This is a genomic window from Halorubrum laminariae (assembly GCF_024494655.1).
In the GTDB taxonomy this organism is placed as follows: domain Archaea; phylum Halobacteriota; class Halobacteria; order Halobacteriales; family Haloferacaceae; genus Halorubrum; species Halorubrum laminariae.
Genome location: NZ_JANHDL010000006.1, coordinates 1 through 18643, shown reverse-complemented (window position 1 = coordinate 18643; position 18643 = coordinate 1). Strand labels below are relative to the sequence as shown.

The window sequence follows — 18643 nt, the reverse complement described above, 5'->3', positions numbered from 1 at the left end:
TTCTCACGGTCGTGCAACGCGACCGAACACGTGGGCGTCCCGAATATATACACAATATATCGGTATACAAAATATCAAAATAGACTTGGCCCACCGTTTCGGAGGATAGGCCAGTTTTGGTTTGAATTGGCATCAATTCGTGGACCTTCTCACCGATCAGGTACTGATGTCGGGCTCTCTTGGTCGCATCTATCAGGCGAACGTGCGAAATTGCGTGGATTTTGACGCTGCTGAACAGGGTTGTCACTCACGATCGGCAGACTCAGCGGGGTTCAGCCGATCAGTCGTGCGGGATCAACGCCGAGGCAACGAGTTCAACACACTCACCTGCGGTAAGTACGGGTGCGTAGTCCATCTCACCCCCCACACCTGCTTTCAGCAAGAAGTCGGTGAGCCGCCAGATATTGTACAAGAGTACCGCGAACACGAAGTAAAACAAGCGAACGCGGTAGTCTTTCGACGATGTCTTCGCTAGGAAATCGTGCTTGATGCTCTTGTACTCACTCTCGATCTGCCACCGGCGGCTGTAGCGCTGACAGAACGACTCGGCTTCCTCCGGACCGACTCGGAGATTCGTCGCAAAGACGGCCGTCCCCTCACCGCTCGTCGACGGCACGTACAGCAGCCGCATTGGATGCGATCCAGATTCCACATGGACAGAAGCCGACTCAACAGCAACCTCTTGATCATCTTCCTCCATCTGTTCGAGTACATCCCGTTCGGAGCTGGAGACCCGCTTCGGGATGAGGTAGTTCACATCGAGGTTTGAGAGCGTCTGAAACACGCGTATCGAATCGAACTCCCGATCACAGAGCACCGTCTCAATTGGGACGAGCTCTTTCGCCCGTCGAACCAGTCGCCGCACAGTACGATGGATCTGATTCGACGGGTTCTCATCCCACTCGGAGCTCTCTCGGACCGGCTCAACGGCGAGAACGAGCGGGATATTCTGTCCAATGATTGAGAGCGTAGCGAATTTGAACGCTCGCCCGTCTCTGTCCTTGGTCCCGCTGACCATCGGCATTCCTTCGACTTCTCCGTAATAGGGAATAGTCGTGATGTCGATTGCGGCTGTGACTGGTCGCCGGAACGATGCTTCAGAGGCGATCACGGAGAGTAAGCGATCCGTCGTCTCGTTAAATCCGCTCACGAGCTCTTCGGGATCGAACTGTTTGACCGCGCGGAGATGAGTATCACCGTGAGGGCCGTACTCTTCGCCACGGCGATATTGGAAGCGAGTCGCTCCCTGCGCGGTTCCGCACCGAACCATCCCCATGAACGTCTGTAACTCGAAGAATTGTGTGTCCTCGTAAGAGGCGTTTGAGGCCCGGTCAGAGTTGAACTGACCGAAGGCGTGGTCGCGTGCGAGGCGCGTCATCTGGCCAATTTTCTCCTGTGAGAAGGATTCGTCTTCTCCTGAGTCTGCGGATTCCTCAGTATCGTCGACGATCTCTGCCTTTGGCCGAACCTCGGGCGCTAGGATGTTGCGATCGTGGACCTCTTTGACAACGAAGTTGGCGGCGGCGTGGACATATTCGTGGGTTGTGTCGTTGAACCGGTTCTGCCACGCCCGCGAGAAGGCTGATTCGTCTGGCACTCGACCGAAGCCGAGGATACTGGCTACTTCTGGTTGCCGTGTGAGTCGCCGAGTGAACTCTGCGTAGGAATCACCCGTAATCTCCATGAAGACAGAAGAAAAGACCATCGCGCGAAAGGAGAGTGGCGCAGGATGCCACGCTGGATACCCGTCTTCGATCGCGTCAATCGAGTGGTCGAGGGTCTCGAACGCAGTGACGAGGTCCGATCCTCCGAGTTCGTTCCGGATGGCGATCCCGAGTTGATACGCTTCGCACAAAGAGTGCATTCGCGGGTGCTCGCTACAAGCCTGACCATCAAAACCGTTCATAGCATTGCTGAGGTGGAGATGAGGGTGAAGAGGCTGACCTACTCCATCCCAGTCATTTGGATCCCCTCGACGAGTGATCTGTCGATATCGTCGTACCCGAGAGTGCGCCCACCGTGATTATTCGCGAACGTCTCGGCTTCATCACTGTCAGAGAACGGCAGTAGGTCCGGACCCATTCCCCCCATCACGTCCGTTTCGACGGCGTAGGTGAGATCAGTCGCATCCGCGAAGGTATCGGATGTAGTCGGCGCTGGCATCTTCTTCCGTTCAGTTCCTTTAGAGATCTCCCAGTCGACGCGCGAGTAGTCCGTGACGTAGATCGCGGTCGCCTCCGCACCGTCATCCACCATGTCGAAGTGATACGGAAAGAGCCCGTGCGCGAGCGTGTGGAACCAAGCGAGGTGGGCTGTCTCTTCAGCGTCCTCGGCGGGTCCCTGTCTGGGTTCCGGGTGTGCGTCGGCGTAGAAGACCTGTCCGTTCGGTCCACCATGATCTCCGATCACCATTCCGCCTTGGTAGTCCGTTTTCTGCCCCGACAGATCCACCGGTTCGGGGGCCGACTCGTCAGAGCTACCGAGACAGCCGGCGAGACCCATCGCAACTCCTGTACCGATCGCATGAACAGCGTGTCGACGCGACACCGAACGCTGGCCAAATTTGAGATCCATACGCCACCGTTCGGCCACGCACCGAATACCATTCTGGTGCGGCCGTCGAACGCCGGCTGCTTACTGAGGCGAGTGACCCACAGAACGTGTCAGTGTCACATCCCGCCGAGCGGCTGGTAGTGGGGGAACATCGGGTGCGGGAGATGGACGCCGAGCGCCATCAGTCCGTGTGCGAACAAGACGTATCCCAGCACGACGAACACGACACCGAGCAGGCGATGGACGCGACGCCGGTGGGCGACGTCGATCGACTGGATGACGGTTCCGTAGAGGAAGACGGCCGGGATCGTTCCGACACCGAGGGCACCGAGAGCGATCCCGCCGGTCGTCGGGGAGCCGCTCGCGAAGGCAAACAGGTACGCGGGATACAGCATCGGACAGGGGAGAAACGCGTGAACAGCGCCGAGACCGACGATACTCGGGCTGTTCACGTAACGGTGGACTCGCGCCGCGAGCCACGATGTCACGCGCTGGACGCCCGGTATGCGAATATCGCCGCCGCTCCCCCCGATAACGTACCGAACCCCTGTCGCCACGATGAACCCGCCCACCGCGAGGCCGACGGTACCTCGCAGGACGTCGGCGACCGGCGTCAGCTGGTCGGCGGTAACGAACACGACGCTCCCGAGCGCACCGAAGGCGGCCCCGAGGATCGCGTACGTCGTCGCCCGGCCGACGTTGAACAGGAAGTGCTGTCGAACTTCGTAGGTCGTGAGATGACCGGCCCGTCCGTCGTCGACCGTCGCGGTGCCGCCGTCCGGCTGCGGCGTCATCTGTTTCGAGTACATCGTGACGAGCGGACCACACATTCCGATACAGTGTGCGCCGCCGAGGACGCCGATGAGAACGAACAGCGCGACGTCGATCCGGAACAGCGACTCGATCATACGTAGTGTCAATTACCGACCGGCTTGTGTCGTCTGGTGCGATCCTCGACAAACAGATCCGGTCGAGTGCTGCGAAGACAGTTGGGAATCGGTACTCTGTGGACCCCGCAACCGTCCACATTCGAGAGTCACACCAGATTCGATAAGTCCCCGCAGATCGACGTTATCGTGTGGCAGTTTTCGCTCCCGATGACAACCAGTCGCGACATATTCGCCTCGCGATCGCCGCGATCATGGCCCTCGCTGTGGTTGTAACTGCGGGCACGTTCGTCGTTGATCCGGCCGAGTCGGTTCCCGATCCGGTGGCGTACGACGACACCACCGAACTGGGGCTCTCGTCGGAGACTGACGCGATGATGGCCGGAAACGCAACGCTCCCGCGGACGCAGGTGTTCTACTCGCAGCTACAGTACGTCGTCGGATACAACGGGATCGGCTCGTTCGTGACATCTCTGTCGGATGGACGGACCGAGCGTCAGTTCGGCTACCCGCTCGTTGCGTACGTCGAGACCTTCGATCACCAAAATCCGGACACGACCAGCGACGGGCTGTTCACGGCGACCGGAGCCGGCGGGTGGACTCCAGCCGAGGAAGCGCACTACGTTGTCGACAGCGACGCCCGCATGCCGGCTGGCGAGGCCGTGATCCCCTTCCGAAGTCGAGAGGCGGCCGAGTCGTTCGCGGCCGACCACAGCGGAACGGTAGTCGACTGGAAGTCGATCCGAAACCGCTCGTTCGACGTCGACTCCGCAACGACGGTGCGGTCGCTCGCACCGAGTCGGTGGCAGGAGGCCAACGATCGGATCGCGAGGGCAGAGCGGACTGCGGACCGCCCCGTTTCAGTGGTCGTCGGCGATGACGCGCCGACGATCGACGCGGCGGTCGAGGAGGCACCGTCGAACACGACGGTCGTCGTCCCGGAGGGAGTATATCGTGAGACGGTGACGGTCAACGAATCCGTAACTATCGCGGGCGACGGCGCGCGGATCAGCGGCGACGGCAACGGATCGGTCGTCACCGTTCGCGCGGCCGATGTCGCCATACGGGGACTCCGGATCGACGGTGTCGGAAACCGGACGCGAGATGCGGAGGCGGCACCGACCTCCAAAGACGAGGCGTGGGACGCGAACATCCAGAACGGGTACGGTCACGGTGACGCTGGGATCCGAGCGATCGACGCGCCGGGGCTCGTCGTCGACGACGTCGTGATCGAAACGAACGCGAGCGGACTTCTGTTGCGCGAGGGGTCGCACGCGGTCGTCCGTGACCTCCGTGTCAACGGAGCCGACACCTGGCAGGACGGATTCATGGGGATTACTGGGATGGAGTCACGCGTGACCGTCACTGACAGCCGGTTCGACGGTGGCCGTGACGGAATCTACCTCCACCGCGCAGACGACTCGATCATCCGGAACTCGACGTTTACGGACAACCGATACGGCATCCATCTCATGTTCACCGGCGACGCGCTAGTCGCGGACAATACCGCCCGCAACGAGCTGTTCGCGGGGATCACCGTGATGACCCGTCCTTCAGGGAACGCAATCGTCGGCAACGACGTGCGCAACTCTAGTGCGGGAATCCAGTCGTCGGGAACGCGAACGTACATCGGGTACAACACACTCGTCGGTAACGAACTCGGGTTCTCGACGAGTGCGCGCGGGTCTCTGTACGAACACAACGTGGTCGTCGACAACGAACTCGGCGCGCGTGCGACGACGATCGTCCCGTCGAGTCGTGTCGTGGCAAACGACTTCGTCGGCAACGAAAACCACGCTGCCGCCGGTGCGGGCGCGCTCCGCGTCTGGGCTGACGATGATCGCGGTAACTACTGGGAGGGAGCGAATGTTGGGCGGCATTCGTTCGGCGAGCGAGCGTATCGCCCGACCTCACCGGTTGATTCCGCCCTCCACCGCGAGGCATCGGCCGTTACCGTGCGCGAGTCGCCCGCGGCAGTTCTACTCGATCGACTCCGCGGCACCGTACCCGGTGCCCGCTCCGGGAGCATTATTGACCCGATACCGGCGTCTGAGCCATACAATCCCGAACGAATCGGCGCGGTGACTGGACCCGATGCCGAACGCGAAGGATCGATCCACGCGGACTGGAGAGCAGAACTCGGTTCGCTCATCGACGAGCAAGACACGACTCATGAGAACACGACGAACCAGAATACGACAAATCGGAACAGCGCCAGAGTGGGTGATTACAGATGAGTGAGTACGCGCTCGCTGAGGTCGTCGACCTGACTCGGTCCTACGGCGGGATCCGGGTTCTCGACGAGGTCTCGCTCTCGATCACTTCCGGCATCACCACAGTCGTCGGTCCGAACGGCTCCGGGAAGTCAACGCTGCTCAGCGTCCTCGCGGGAGCAGTTGAGCCGGCCGCAGGAGCGGTACGGTACGCTCACGAGGGCAGTACTGACGACGGGAGTGACAAGCGGATCGGCTATCTCCCGCAACGGGTCCCGTTCCGTGGTGAGTTCACGGCCCGAGAAACCCTCGGCTTCTACGCGTCGCTCGTCGGTGACGACCCCGACGCGGCGTTGGCGGACGTAGGACTGGCCGACGCAAGTGACAGGCGCGTCTCGGCGCTCTCGGGGGGAATGCGACGCCTCCTCGGGATCGCACAGGCGACGCTCGGCGGCCCGGCGGTCGCGGTGCTCGACGAGCCGACGAGCGGGCTCGATCCGGAGATGCGCGAGCGAGCGTTCCGAGCCGCAGCGGCCCGTGCGAGCGACGACACTGCCGTCGTCGTCAGCTCCCACGACCTCGACCTCGTCGACGCGTACGCCGACGACGTTGTCATACTCGACCGCGGTCGCGTGGCCGCAGCGGGTTCCCGCGATCGCCTGATCGATGACTACGGCGTCGACAACGTGAAGGGGCTGTACCGCGCGGTCGTCAGCAATAGGGCGAGCGCCGAGAGCGATATCGACACCGGCGGCACAGACGGCGAGGACGGCCCGAAGGATGCGGATGAGACCGCGTCGGAGTCCGTCCACGTCACTGGGGTGTCGGACCGGTGAGTCAGTTGTTCGTGGATATCGGGACCGTGTTCCGTCGCGAACTGGTAACCGTTCGACGGACTCCGGGCTACGCCGTCCTCGCGGTCGGACTTCTCATCGTGCTTGGCGGACTCGTCGCGGTCGGTGGTGGCGGGGGAACCGGGTTCGTGCCGGCAGTCGTCGATCTTCTGCTCCCGACAGAGCTACTCGTCCCGCTTCTCGCGATAGTGCTCGGGTACCGTGCGCTGCTCACGGACGGCACGAGCGGCGAGTTCGCTGTGATTCGGACCTATCCTGTGAGTACCGTCGGCTACGTTCTCGGCGTGTTACTGGCGCGTATCGCGGCGCTCGTCGCGATCGTGGGTCTTCCCTTCGCGCTGGTCGGGCTATACATCTGGATAACTGCGACGCCGGACACAGGAATCTTCGCGACGCACAGCGGAGTAGACTCGTCGCTTCTGTTCGTGAGGTTCCTCGCGTTTGTCCTCCTCTTCGGGACTGCGTACCTGTCGCTGTCGGCAGCGGTCTCGGCGCTGGCGTCGAGCCGACGGAGCGCGATCGCACTCGGTCTCCTCGCACTGCTCGTCGGCGTCCTCGGCGGCGACCTCGCGATCCTCTGGTCGCTGGCGGGCGGTATGTCTTCGGCCGAGATCGCCGGATCGCTCGCACTGACGCCGAACGGAGCGTTTCGCGGGCTGGTCTTCGAACACGTTATCGGCGTCGCTTTCACCCCTGATGGCAGGTTCGTTCAAACCGGTCGCGCGGTCGGTTCACTCGTCGGCTGGATCCTCGCCGGGATCACGGTCGCTGTCACGACGCTCACGTACGCCGCTCGGGTTACCGTCGTCGTCGAGCGGGCCCGGGAGCGGTTCGGAGAACACTGAGACGGGATTCGATTCCCAGTCGCTTCGGCAATATCGCCGTTCAATCCGAGACGGTATCGTTCCCGACCGATCCCGGCGCATGCGTGTACACCGTGTAGAGGATGATCGCTGCGATCAGAAAGTCGAGACCGTGTCCGAGGAAGTGGTGGACCGGCATCGGCACGATACCGAGGATCGTTCCAGTGCCCACAACCGATCGGAACAACAGCATGCTGACCGCGACAGCTATCAGCTGGTACTGTGCCCCTTGACGACGACGATACGCGACGACGCTGACGACGAAGAGGATACCCGTACCCATTCCGGCGACGAGTGCAGCCGCGAGCAGCAGTAGTGATCCCTCCACGGACCACCCATCGATCGCGGACAACAGGAGGGCGATTGGCTGCATCACAACGGGCTTTGAACGGGGACGAATAAGAAAACGACCCTTCGATCGGGACTTCCGTGTAGTTCCGACCCGATTTGTCGGCTAACGCCGCGGTTTCGTCCGTTCCCAGGCAGAGATAACGAACGCACACGTTTTACTCGGGTACCGGTTACGATGGCTGACCACAGATGTCGGACACCCGGACGCGGATCCGACGCCACGTTCGCGACACGCCCGGTGTCCACTTCAACCAGGTCGGTCGCGACCTCGATATCGCGACCGGACAGGTACAGTACCATCTCCGTCGTCTCGTCCGTAACGACGAACTCGCCGTCGAGCGGATCGGCGGCCGCACACACTACTTCGACCCGTCGTTCGATCCGTGGGAACGACGGGCGCTCGCGTTTCTCAGACGAGAGACCCCACGGGAGATCCTCGTCCGGCTTCGTATCGACGGCCCGAAGCGATCGAAAACGCTCGCGAGCGATCTCGACCTCGCACGAAGTACGATCTCGTGGCACGTCTCGACGCTCGCGGAAAACGGGATCGTCGAGAAGTCCGACGATCGACCGATGACGCTCGCGTTGAACCGTCCGGACCGCACGGCCGAACTCATCGAGATAGTGTCGCCGTCGCTACCGGACCGGCTCGTCGATCGGTTCGTCCGGACCGTCGACGAGCTCTTTGAGTGACGACCGTCTTCGCGAGTTAACAATACGCACAGATCGGATGCGGGAACACGCATTCGAGGATCACACCAAATACCTCAAGTCATCAGATCGACCACGATCGAGTATGGACCGACGAACGTTTTGTAAATCGACTGGAGCAATCGGTGCGACCATCGGTACCGCCGGTTGTCTCGGCGTGCTCGGTGACGGAGGTGCTGAAGGAACCATCCTCGGTCCACCCGAACAGGATTTAAGCGAAGCTGCCCATCCGAGCTACGGCGATGAAATGCCACATTTCACCGTCCCGGACCCGATCACGAATGAAGAGATATCAATTAGTGAGTATGAGGGTGAGCGTGCCATCCTCTGGACATCGTTCTATACGAACTGCCCGGACGGAGTGTGTCCCGCGCTCATCCTCCGACTTCGTCGCGCACAAGAAGCTGCTACCGAAGATGGATACGGCGATGAGGCAGTATTCCTCGCACAGACGTTCGACCCCGAGCGCGACACCGCCGAAACGCTCCGTGAGTACGCCGGCCAGCAGGGAGTGAACCTCAATTCGAGTAATTGGCACTTCCTCCGCCCGGAAAACTATGAACGAGGTCAGGAACTGTTAGACAAGCATTTTGGGCTCAAGATTGAGAAGGCGCCGGCCGATCAGTACGAGAATCTTGAGTACCAATTCCCGCACTATGGGCTGATCCTCCTCGCAAATAAGCAGGGGATCGTCGAGCGCGCGTACCCGAGAGGGCCGCAAACGGACATCGAACGGCTCGTGAACGATGTCGAACAGGTCACCACCGAGTAAGCTACTACGCCCTGAAGGGCGTGGCATTCAGCGTAGACTCCCGTTCTAACTGCTGAGAGCAGTAGACGAATACTCGCCGTTCGCATTCAACATCCCGCTGTTCAAGCGCACGTCTACGGGTGCGCCTCCACGCTCAGACTTTTGCTGGTCGCGGAGATATTTCAGACCGATATTCTTCGCTGCGTTGTAATGACTGCCATCGGGATCGAGTCTGCCGCAAACCGAGTTGTCGAACTCGGACGACGAGATCCGACCGCGTTTTTGTTGTTGATCCCACTTTCGTTCCTCTTGGTGGGTCCCGGTGAAGAAGTCCTGTTTCGTGGCGTCGTACAAGGAACGCTTCGAACCCAGTTTTCGGCGGCGAAAGCAGCCGTACTCGCCAGCGCAGTGTTTGCTGGGATGCATCTTCCCTCACTCCAAGGAGACGGAAAATTGGTCTATATCGCGACGGTGTTCGTTCTCGCCATCGTTTTGTGCACCCTCTACGAGTACACTGGTAGTATCGTCGTTCCAGCGATCGCTCACGGCGGCTACAACGCGGTACAGTACGCGTTCATCTATATGTCGTCGACTGACTCCATCCCGTCGACCGTAGCCTCACAGACCCCGCTCGGCGGCTGGATCGAGATCATGATCCTAGCAAGTATTTCGGGTATCGTCCTGATCTACCGACAGAGCGAATGTGTTCAACGAACCGTCTCCATGCTCTCAGAATCGATCGATACTGTTTCCGTGAGGAGTCTGAATGAGTGACGACAGTCCGACCGGCGAGTGCGACGTTTGTCACCAGCCGATCGCTGGTGACTCGATCACGGGAGATTCCGATGGCTTGTTCTGTAGCACCGGGTGTCGAGACATTCACCGACTGCTCGGGGATACCGACACGACGGACAGTCCGGCGACGGAGTTGGATACCGATCGTTCGCTCCCTGATGGCGTCACGCGGACATTCTTCCGAATCGACGGGATGTACTCGCCGACGTGTGAAGCGTATCTCGAACACATTGCTGATACGCAGTCCGGAGTGGTCGCCGCAGAGGCGAGTTACGTCACCGAGACGATTCGCGTGGATCACGTCGCGGACACGGTGTCGGCAGACGACCTCCGTGACGCGTTGAGTAGGACCGGCTACACCGCGTTTCTCCGATTTGACGCGAGCGCGGACGGCGACGCGAGCGGCACGCGTCGGTCGCGGGAGGCGGACGGCCTCCGGAAACGTCGGAGCGACGAGGTCCTCGGTCTCCGCTACGCGACTGGGATCGTATTCGGCGCGTTCCTGATGGTCCCGTATGTGGCTATCATGTATCCGGCTCATCTGGCTCCATATCTCGACGCCACGTTCCTCGACGCCTTCGAAGGTGCGTTCCAACTGAGTGGAAGCAGCGGCTTCCTGTTCTTACGTATCTACTTCGTGTTGACCGCAATCGTGCTGTTTTTCACCGGAATGCCGGTGTTACGCGGCGCGTACATCAGCCTGAAGATGCGTCGCCCGACGACGGATCTTCTCGTCGCAATCACTGTCGTCAGCGCATTCTGCTACGGTACGGGCGCAGTACTTCTCGGGGACAACAACATCTTCTACGATCTGACGCTCGTCGTCGCAGCGGTCGTTTCTGGCGTCTCGTTTTACGAGACCTCGATCAAACAGCGGGCGCTGGAACGACTTACGGAACTCACCGTCTCGCAGGCGAACAGCGCCCGACGGCTCAACGACGGCGACGGCACAACGGAGGTATCTGTCGATTCTCTGGCTCCCGGCGATCGGATCCTCGTCCACGAGGGTGAACGGATCCCGGTCGACGGGATACTGGTCGGCGACGACTGTAGCGTCAAGGAGGCAGTCGTCACCGGCGAGGCGCTTCCTGTCGCGAAGCGAACGGGCGACGAGATCGTCGGCGGCGCGGTCGTCACTGACGGCGCCGCAGTCGTCGAGGTCGGTGATCCGGTGACGAGCAGCGTCGACCGTATCACCGACTCCTTATGGTCGATCCAGAGCGCCGATCACGGGATTCAGCGCCGCGCCGACGAACTCGCGTATCGCCTCGTCGTCCTCGTCGCCGTCGTCGCGGTCACAGTCGGCGTTTGGACTGTCGCCGGTGGCGGACCGCTGTCTGCGGGCGTCATGGGCGTGTTGCTCGCGCTGCTCGTCGCGACCCCGTGGGCGCTCGGCCTCGCGACACCGCTTTCGGTCGCCACGAGTATCCGTGACGCGATGAAGCGCGGCGTCGTCGTGCTCGACGATACGATCTTTGAACGACTCCGCGATATCGATGTGGTCGTGTTTGACAAGACTGGAACGCTCACGACGGGCGAGATGGAAGTCATCGACGTCGATGTATCGGACGAGGCGCTGGCCGACGCGGTTGCGCTCGAACGCCGCGCCGCGCATCCGGCCGCGGCCGCGATCGTCTCCGCGGTCGAGTCGATGGCTGGCGACGCAGAGGAGGTTCATACCGACGGCGGCCACACCGGTAGCTGCCATGACGACACCGAGACGACGCCTGCCGGCCGCGACGTGTGTGACTTCCAGACGCACGCGACGGGCGTCTCCGGAACCGTCGACGGCCGCGACGTGCTCGTGGGGAACCTCGATCTGTTCGCCGAACAGGGCTGGACGGTCAATTCCGAGATTCAGGAAAAAGCGGGTGAAGCTCGTGGGTTCGGCCGGCTTCCGGTCGTGATCGGCCGTGACGGGCGAGCAGACGGGATCGTCGTGGTCGGCGACAACCCTCGTCAGGGGTGGCTGGACACGGTTACCAGACTCCATGAACGCGGGATCGAAATTGCCGTCCTCACGGGCGACGACGAGGAGGCGACAGACTTCTTCACGGAACAAGATGCGGTCTCATACGTGTTCGCGGACGTACCGCCCGAGGGAAAGACAGAGGCGATCCGACGGTTCCAACGCGACCGGCGCGTCGCGATGGTCGGCGACGGGACCAACGACGCGCCTGCCTTGGCACAAGCGGACCTCGGGATCTCGTTGGGCAGCGGAACAGCACTCGCTGCGGATGCGGCTGACATCGCGATCGTCGACGATGACCTCTCGCTTGTTGAGACCACGTTCGAACTCGCTCAAACAGCGCGGCGCCGCGTTCGGCAGAACGTTGGACTAGCCTTCGCGTACAATGCGGTCGCGATCCCTGCCGCGATTGTTGGCTTATTCAACCCCGTGACAGCAGCGGCCGCAGTCGCCGTGTGTGGCGGACTCCTCGGCGTGAATTCGTCTCGGACCCTCTTCTGAAACGAATTCTCGCGTTTTCATATCGCGTAGAGCACGTCCCGTCTCTGGTAGTTGAACAGCGTGAAGTTGAGACTACGGCGGCTATAGCACCGCTGGTATGCACGATATCAGCCGAATCACCGAACTTGACACGGTTCACACTCGGGTCGGGACACCACGTCCAGTTAGTATCCCAGCTAGAACTGCGTATTTGAAGAGATCAGAACAGCGCTGCCGCTCGTTACCCCTGTTCTCACTGGCTCAATATCAGCGATTACCCGACTCCAGTTTCTTTCTTCAACAGTGTGAGCGTATTGTCCGCAGTCACAATCGGAGAATGCTCGTACTCGCCCGTCAACTCAACTTACACGAGGAGGTCGACGGCCCGCCAGACTGAGTACAGCAGACAGGCGAACGCAAAATAGAAGAATCGCAGTACGAAGTTCTTCGAGGTTGTCGCGGCCATGAACCGCTTAATGCTCCGGTAGCCGCTCTCGATCTCCCAGCGATAGCCGTACTCACTCAGCAGTCCCACATTACCATTTCACATGAACACCGAATACTGCCGGTGGTCAGTGTGCTCAGAATTCTCGCTTCGGCGGTACACGAGCGCCGTCTGGTGCCACTCATTCTTGCCCAAGTGGAGCTTACGGTCGTTCACGTATCGATTCACTCTTCAAGAGCCGTTTCGCCTGGGCTCTCTCGCTCGTGTGCATCCGCTTTGGAACGACGTACGTGAGCCCGCGTTGGCTAATCATCTCCAAGACGTGTTGGCTGTCGAATTCTCTGTCCATCAGCACGCTGTCGACGTGGACGAGGTCCTCAGCCGAGTCAAGTAGATCCTCGACGATTTCGAGCCGACTCTCGCCACGCCGCACCGGCCTTGCGTCTAAGACAATCGGGACCGCATTACCGACGAGCTGGACGGTCGCCCACTGATAGGCGTATTCGTCGGTCTTCTCTTTTGTCCCGATGATCTTATCCTCGTGACCTGTTCTATCACCGGTGAAGGGTTCAGCTTCAGTGATGTCGATGGCCACGATTCCGACTCGGAAGAACTTCTCTGTCTCCGCGACTTCATCCAGTAGCCGTTTCACGGCCTGACGGTACATCTCACGAATCTCCGCTATCGAGAAGTCACGAATCTGATCACGATGGGCGTGCCCCAGAGGTGTCCGACTACGCGTCGACTCGTAAATGAAGCTCCGAGCCCCCTCATTGGCAGCTAAGTTCTCGCGGAGGCCGAGATAGGTCTGTAAGTCCCAGTAGGCATTCTCGTGGATCTCACAGCTCTCTCCGCGATCCATCGAGAACGCCGGGAAGACAACGCAACTGACGTGATCCGTAATCGTTCCCGCCTGTTCCAGCACGGTCTGCTCGTCCGGGTCGGAGTCTCCGGTACTGTCTCCTCGGTGAGGGGGCGTCCTGTCCGGGTCACGCGGAACGCTCACACCCGCGTTTTGGGCATTGATCAGGGCCGTCCGGGCAGCCGTCTCAACCGTCTCGCGTAACTCACCCGGGAAGCGCTCGTGCCAGCTACGCCAGAGCGTCGACTGATTCGGAACGCTCTCAAGTCCGAGTTGCTCACGCAATTCAGGGTGGCACTCGAGGAATTCGACGAGTACTGTTTCGTGGTCCCATCCGTGGAGTTCTTTCAACATGAACACTCGAAAGAGGGTGTCCATCTCGTAGCTCGTCGATCCCGCATAGCGGTCATGGGTCTCGAATTTGAAGTAAGCGAGCGGCAGCGAACAGACGAACTTTTCGACCGATTTGTGGCTCTCGTGGCTGAACCACGTCTCCGAAATCGTCCGAACATCTGATTCCAGTCCCGCGAGCGACGTTCGGTCATACAGTGGTGTCGAATCATACGCCGGCCACTCAACGTACGATCGCTGAGCGATACGTCGAAAGATCGTTCGACGAGACTCGGAAGTCGAAGCCACTACGAGATACTGACTCGGACACGCAGAAGTCCTCGTCCATCTCGATAAGAGACATCGAGATTGGGGAAGGTCGGTACTCGCTAGGGGAGAGAGATTAATTCCGCAATCCGGCTCCAGAGGGAACATATTTGCTCCACATGCCTCTAGTCGGACTATGGCTCACGAGTGCGACGATTGCGGGGAATCGTTCGAGACACTCACTCGTCTCCGACTTCACGACTGTGGCGATGTCCAATCGGACACGTTCTCGACCTCGACCGATTCGGGGAGGTCTAAATCTGACTCATCTCCAAGCCAAAAACGGAACAAAGAGATTGCCGAACTCGATAACCTGCTTGATCGTTTCTCTGACGGTGACGTGGATGCCCTACACTACGCAGTCGTCGAATTCGAAGCAGCACTCTCGACTGCAGTCGAGGAAGACAGCAGTGGAGACACGTTTCGGGACGTGTTCTGGCCATACTACGAGCGCGTCAGCAACGAACTCGACGATGCAGCGAAAGTATACGGTTGGCCATTCCTTGCGGATGTAATCGATGCGCATGAGCCCACTGAGAAGGACGAATTTCCGCTCGTCACGCCCACAATAGCAAACGCTGTCGGGCGATATCTCATTCGAACGCGGATAACCGATGGTGTCGAGGCGATTCCGGTCAAGGCACTCGAATATCTGAACACTGTCGCGGTCAACGCTCCCGAAAGCGACGACGTCGCGCGCGAGGAAGTACATGTCTATGGGTGGGGAATCGGACATCCAAACCACTCGGTCGTCGACCAGCTCCACGCCCGTACGACGGAGGACATCTTCTCGGTCAACCCAACAGTCGAACACGCCTTCTACGCTGACCAGTACGCTGCCGTCGACCTGCTCGGACAGTTGGTACGAGACGAATCGATCAATGGGACGCTCCCTCGCGTCACCCGTGACGATCTGTCATATTGTCGCTACCTGCTCGACTGCGTCTACGGACTGAAAACAGACGGCCACTGGCCGGGGATGCCACGGTACTACGACTGGTACGATGAGTTGGATTACGCCTTCGAACTCGACGAGACAGTCGAACAGCGTATCCGAGACCTCGTCGAAGAGGTGGGCTTCGATGCCGATCTCTCGAATGACTGGACGTTCCGCGATCTCGGTATTTGAGGGAATTAACAGTACGCTTTCCCCGCCGCCCGACATACTGGCTGGTAATGCCGTTCAGCGTCACATAGCATGTGCTCTTCAAGCAATAAGAACTCCTGGCTCTGTTGGAATCCTCTTCTTCAGACATATTCTCGACTGAAAATGCTGGTCGATGAGAACTGCGTACTGAGCAATGACCCGCTATCGATTAAAGGTAGTAGTCTTATCTGTGAAGAACGCGGGCATCTAATAATGTCAAACTGGAGTAAGCCCAGTGGAAGTGAACGACTCGCTCAGGTGTTAGGAGAGGTGGATATGAGCGAATTAGAGGAGGCTATCAAAGCCAGGATGGAGACCATCAAGAAGGCGGGCGGTTTCCACGAATCCGTTGACGGACCGGACGACGAAACGAAATACATCCTCCATAAAGACGGACTTCCGTCGGACCGATACCACGAACTCGCACGAACGATGACGGAAGCAGTTCTGGACGTAAATCCTCGGAAAGTAGCCACAGTCGGAGTTCAAGGGATAGATGAATTTCTCCGGAATCGGAATGAAGAGGCCGTCAAGACGCTCCTAGAAAGTGAAATCTCGTACGTCGAGAGCGAGTACAATGATGGAACGATTGAGGGGCGATGCGCTGCGACCCCAGATGTAGTCGAAGCCGTGCTGTCGTTGTATATTCCTGGTCTGACACACGTCTACTTCTTAGATAGCGAAGGTGAAGCGATTGCGGCACGCTTTGACGACACCTTACAGTATTATTGGTTGTCCGAACGCGCATATCGACAGCTTGGTGAACGGTTAAACCCTGATCTGTTCTCGGCAGTCATGACTCAGAAAGAGTTGGAACAAATAATAGAAAGAGAACGTCAGGATAGGTAGATCACCAGTGTTGATCGGAACTGGGTAGAAATCATCAGTTTCTAAGGATTTCAACAGAGCCACACAATTGGTTTATGCCAGTCCAACCTTGCTGTAACGCCTGTACAGGTATACTACCCCCGCTGGAATCGTAACTAACTGTACAGCCGAAAATACGAACGAACGGCTCTGTTGAAACCCTATTGATTCGACACTTCATATGATGGAACAGACGTTAGGTTGTTCGTGCGTATGTAACATAGCTGTGTTCGAATTTATACAAGACATTCAACACCAACAGAGATTCAGTGGGCTCCGGAAACGGAATGGAGACCGACGATACCGACAACAATCACACCGATGAACGCTATCCGAGCAAGGGTTGCAGGTTCATCAAACAGGATAATCCCCAGCGAAGCTGTCCCAACAGCCCCGATACCTGTCCAGACAGCGTACGCCGTACCGATGGGGAGGTCTTTGACGGCTTGTGCCAACAGTGCCATACTAATGACGAGAGCGACGACGGTGCCAAGTGTCGGAACGGGTTTTGAGAACCCGTCTGATGCTTCCAGCCCGATTGCCCATCCAATCTCGAACAAGGCGGCCAATATCAGAATATACCACGACATCTCAACTCTCATTTCCTTTTTCAACCGGTCTATAGCTTCCGTTATCCACCGAACTGGTGGCGATTTTGTTGGAATCAAATTCATCCACCGGTAAGCAGTTCCTCTATATCTAACGTTCAGAGTGTCTTGTCGATGTTGTGAGTGAGACAACCGACAACGAGTTCACGGAACTGCTTCCACCAGCACCGTGAGCGGACGAATGCGCCGTACTTGCGCTTGAGGCGAGAATTTACTGTCTCGTTCTGACTGCGCTGACCGTAGAGGTCGGCGTCCAGTCGAGCGTTCCACGCTTTGTGGAGTGACGAGAACTCGCGGTGTTTGATGAGCGGACGAACACCAGCTTCACGGGCCAACGCGCGAACCTTCTGGTCGTCGTATCCCTTATCGCCAAGAAGAACCGCTACTTCTCTGGCGTTTCGCTTGATGAGCGACGGCGCAATCTGCGAATCGTGTTTTCGTGTCGTCGTTACGTGTACGTCGATAATCGCGTTGGCTCTGTTGAAATCCTTAGAAACTGATAATTTCTACCGGTTCCGATCAACACGGGAGATTCACGGATCGGTCAATACAGGTGGTATAATTACCAACGACGCCCAAATCAAATGAATTACCGGAACAAGGACAAATAGTCAAAAAGCCTATTATCACTACTATGTGGTTTCAGGTATGTCCTTGAAGCGGCGAGCCATTCTCTTGGGCGGTGCGGCAACGGTCGGATTCGGGGCTCTTGGTTACTATGAGATAACGAGATGCGACGAGGTAGCCTGTTTTTCTTTTGAGTTTCAGGGTGCTGACCATGTGGCTAATAGATTAGATGTTCAGCATACGGGTGGCCAAGAGAGCCTACAAGCGGGTGATGTGTACTTCCGCGAGGTTGTTGTTGATTGGGAGTCCCGAGAGACAGACACCACCGCATGGTCTGAGTTAGATGATGAGATGGAGCCAAGCGACACGATTGATGGCGATAAAATACGGCTCCAACTCTTGTGGGAAACGAACGTTGTGGAAATCCTGTGGCGGCAGGAGGGTGAAGAGACACTCATCGGAGCATGGGTTGACGAAGACGACGATGCTAGATAGGCAGTCCTTTCTAGCGGGTGTTTCATGCGCAAAGTAGTGAATAGAATATGTGGGTCAAATCTATCCTCAGAGATTCTGAGTAGTTGTGACAGTGCAATCACCCATCCTACTATTTTGATTTAGCACCAAAAATACCAATAGCAGCCAGCGTATTTGTCGGGATGCCACTAATGGAGCGAGATAACTTCGACGAGACGGCTCCCGGTGAAATCGTTCCCACGACGACACCGAAGGGGACATATTCGGCGTTCCGCCCTGACCCGCTCCCCCCCTCAGTTAGTACTGAGCAACTCATCACACCGCTGGCGGAGGCGACACAGGCACTTGGTCGACTCCATGGTATCGGCCCACGTGTCGGCTCAAGAGAGATCCTAATCGAGCCGTTCATCCGAAAAGAAGCGCTGGAATCCTCGCAAATCGAAGGCACACATGCGACCCTCTCAGACATCTACGCCTATGAGGCTGGACAGGAGGCTCTCATCGACGAAGACAGACAGCAGGGTACCCAAGAAGTCGTGAACTATCTGTACGCGCTGACACACGGATTGGATGCGATCACAGCTGGCGA

16 protein-coding genes and 3 pseudogenes are annotated in these 18643 nt (G+C 58.7%); 11 read left to right on the top strand and 8 right to left on the bottom strand.

Annotated elements, in window-relative coordinates:
- Positions 1 to 280: 280 nt before the first annotated feature.
- The 3 genes from NO887_RS11365 to NO887_RS11355 all read right to left on the bottom strand — a co-directional run bounded on the left by NO887_RS11365 (position 281) and on the right by NO887_RS11355 (position 3461).
- The gene (locus NO887_RS11365; protein WP_256418407.1) at positions 281 to 1864 is read right to left on the bottom strand and encodes a transposase; all 1584 of its coding nucleotides are present in this window, start codon (positions 1862 to 1864) and stop codon (positions 281 to 283) included.
- Positions 1865 to 1944: 80 nt separating this feature from the next.
- A complete protein-coding gene (locus NO887_RS11360) occupies positions 1945 to 2502 on the bottom strand; it encodes a nitrous oxide reductase accessory protein NosL (protein WP_256418406.1) in 558 nt (185 codons plus the stop codon).
- Between the two features lie 167 nt (positions 2503 to 2669).
- On the bottom strand, positions 2670 to 3461 hold the full coding sequence (locus tag NO887_RS11355; RefSeq protein WP_256418405.1) for a sulfite exporter TauE/SafE family protein: 792 nt from the start codon (positions 3459 to 3461) through the stop codon (positions 2670 to 2672).
- 170 nt (positions 3462 to 3631) lie between these two features.
- Between NO887_RS11355 and NO887_RS11350 the strand changes: the two genes are divergently transcribed.
- The 3 genes from NO887_RS11350 to NO887_RS11340 are packed head-to-tail and all read left to right on the top strand — an operon-like array spanning position 3632 to position 7352.
- Positions 3632 to 5677 (top strand): right-handed parallel beta-helix repeat-containing protein, encoded by a 2046-nt coding sequence (locus NO887_RS11350; protein ID WP_256418404.1) that lies wholly within the window; start codon positions 3632 to 3634, stop codon positions 5675 to 5677.
- Positions 5674 to 6489 carry an ABC transporter ATP-binding protein gene (locus tag NO887_RS11345; protein ID WP_256418403.1) on the top strand — a complete coding sequence of 272 codons (816 nt, stop codon included), beginning with the start codon at positions 5674 to 5676 and terminating at the stop codon, positions 6487 to 6489. Before NO887_RS11350 ends, NO887_RS11345 begins: the two co-directional genes overlap by 4 nt.
- Entirely contained in the window at positions 6486 to 7352 is an 867-nt protein-coding gene (locus NO887_RS11340; RefSeq protein ID WP_256418402.1) for an ABC transporter permease subunit, read from the top strand. The genes NO887_RS11345 and NO887_RS11340 overlap by 4 nt, the downstream gene beginning before the upstream one ends.
- A 40-nt stretch (positions 7353 to 7392) precedes the next feature.
- Here the strand turns inward: NO887_RS11340 and NO887_RS11335 are convergent, their stop codons facing one another.
- Positions 7393 to 7743: a DUF7471 family protein gene (locus tag NO887_RS11335; RefSeq protein WP_303652311.1), complete on the bottom strand. Its 351-nt coding sequence runs from the start codon at positions 7741 to 7743 to the stop codon at positions 7393 to 7395.
- A 167-nt stretch (positions 7744 to 7910) separates the two neighbouring features.
- Between NO887_RS11335 and NO887_RS11330 the strand changes: the two genes are divergently transcribed.
- Together NO887_RS11330 and NO887_RS11325 are read left to right on the top strand one after the other, a co-directional pair.
- A complete protein-coding gene (locus NO887_RS11330; RefSeq protein WP_256418400.1) occupies positions 7911 to 8414 on the top strand; it encodes a winged helix-turn-helix transcriptional regulator in 504 nt (167 codons plus the stop codon).
- Positions 8415 to 8517: 103 nt separating this feature from the next.
- Positions 8518 to 9204: an SCO family protein gene (locus NO887_RS11325; protein WP_256418399.1), complete on the top strand. Its 687-nt coding sequence runs from the start codon at positions 8518 to 8520 to the stop codon at positions 9202 to 9204.
- Between the two features lie 45 nt (positions 9205 to 9249).
- Here NO887_RS11325 and NO887_RS18660 read toward each other — a convergent pair.
- Positions 9250 to 9501: pseudogene (locus NO887_RS18660) on the bottom strand (hypothetical protein); the annotation flags it as partial.
- Here NO887_RS18660 and NO887_RS11315 point away from each other — a divergent pair.
- A complete protein-coding gene (locus NO887_RS11315; protein ID WP_303652310.1) occupies positions 9394 to 9957 on the top strand; it encodes a CPBP family intramembrane glutamic endopeptidase in 564 nt (187 codons plus the stop codon). The pseudogene NO887_RS18660 and the gene NO887_RS11315 sit on opposite strands and share 108 nt — an antisense overlap.
- Positions 9950 to 12448: a heavy metal translocating P-type ATPase gene (locus NO887_RS11310; RefSeq protein ID WP_256418398.1), complete on the top strand. Its 2499-nt coding sequence runs from the start codon at positions 9950 to 9952 to the stop codon at positions 12446 to 12448. The genes NO887_RS11315 and NO887_RS11310 overlap by 8 nt, the downstream gene beginning before the upstream one ends.
- Before the next feature lie 253 nt (positions 12449 to 12701).
- On the opposite strand, the pseudogene NO887_RS11305 reads toward NO887_RS11310, so the two are convergent.
- A pseudogene (locus tag NO887_RS11305) lies at positions 12702 to 14373 on the bottom strand (transposase).
- A gap of 154 nt (positions 14374 to 14527) precedes the next feature.
- On the opposite strand from NO887_RS11305, the gene NO887_RS11300 reads away from it, so the two are divergent.
- Both NO887_RS11300 and NO887_RS11295 read left to right on the top strand, forming a co-directional pair.
- Complete coding sequence (locus tag NO887_RS11300) at positions 14528 to 15520, top strand: DUF8137 family protein (RefSeq protein ID WP_256418397.1); 993 nt, start codon at positions 14528 to 14530, stop codon at positions 15518 to 15520.
- Positions 15521 to 15751: 231 nt separating this feature from the next.
- On the top strand, positions 15752 to 16387 hold the full coding sequence (locus tag NO887_RS11295) for a hypothetical protein (protein WP_256418396.1): 636 nt from the start codon (positions 15752 to 15754) through the stop codon (positions 16385 to 16387).
- A 284-nt stretch (positions 16388 to 16671) separates the two neighbouring features.
- Here NO887_RS11295 and sugE read toward each other — a convergent pair whose 3' ends face one another.
- Together sugE and NO887_RS11285 are read right to left on the bottom strand one after the other, a co-directional pair.
- The gene (gene sugE, locus NO887_RS11290) at positions 16672 to 16995 is read right to left on the bottom strand and encodes a quaternary ammonium compound efflux SMR transporter SugE (protein WP_256418578.1); all 324 of its coding nucleotides are present in this window, start codon (positions 16993 to 16995) and stop codon (positions 16672 to 16674) included.
- Between the two features lie 116 nt (positions 16996 to 17111).
- Positions 17112 to 17492, bottom strand: a pseudogene (locus NO887_RS11285) (transposase); the annotation flags it as partial.
- 169 nt (positions 17493 to 17661) lie between these two features.
- Here NO887_RS11285 and NO887_RS11280 point away from each other — a divergent pair.
- Together NO887_RS11280 and NO887_RS11275 are read left to right on the top strand one after the other, a co-directional pair.
- Positions 17662 to 18075 carry a hypothetical protein gene (locus NO887_RS11280; protein ID WP_256418395.1) on the top strand — a complete coding sequence of 138 codons (414 nt, stop codon included), beginning with the start codon at positions 17662 to 17664 and terminating at the stop codon, positions 18073 to 18075.
- 170 nt (positions 18076 to 18245) lie between these two features.
- The coding region (locus NO887_RS11275; protein WP_303652308.1) for a Fic/DOC family N-terminal domain-containing protein at positions 18246 to 18643 on the top strand (398 nt) is incomplete at its 3' end.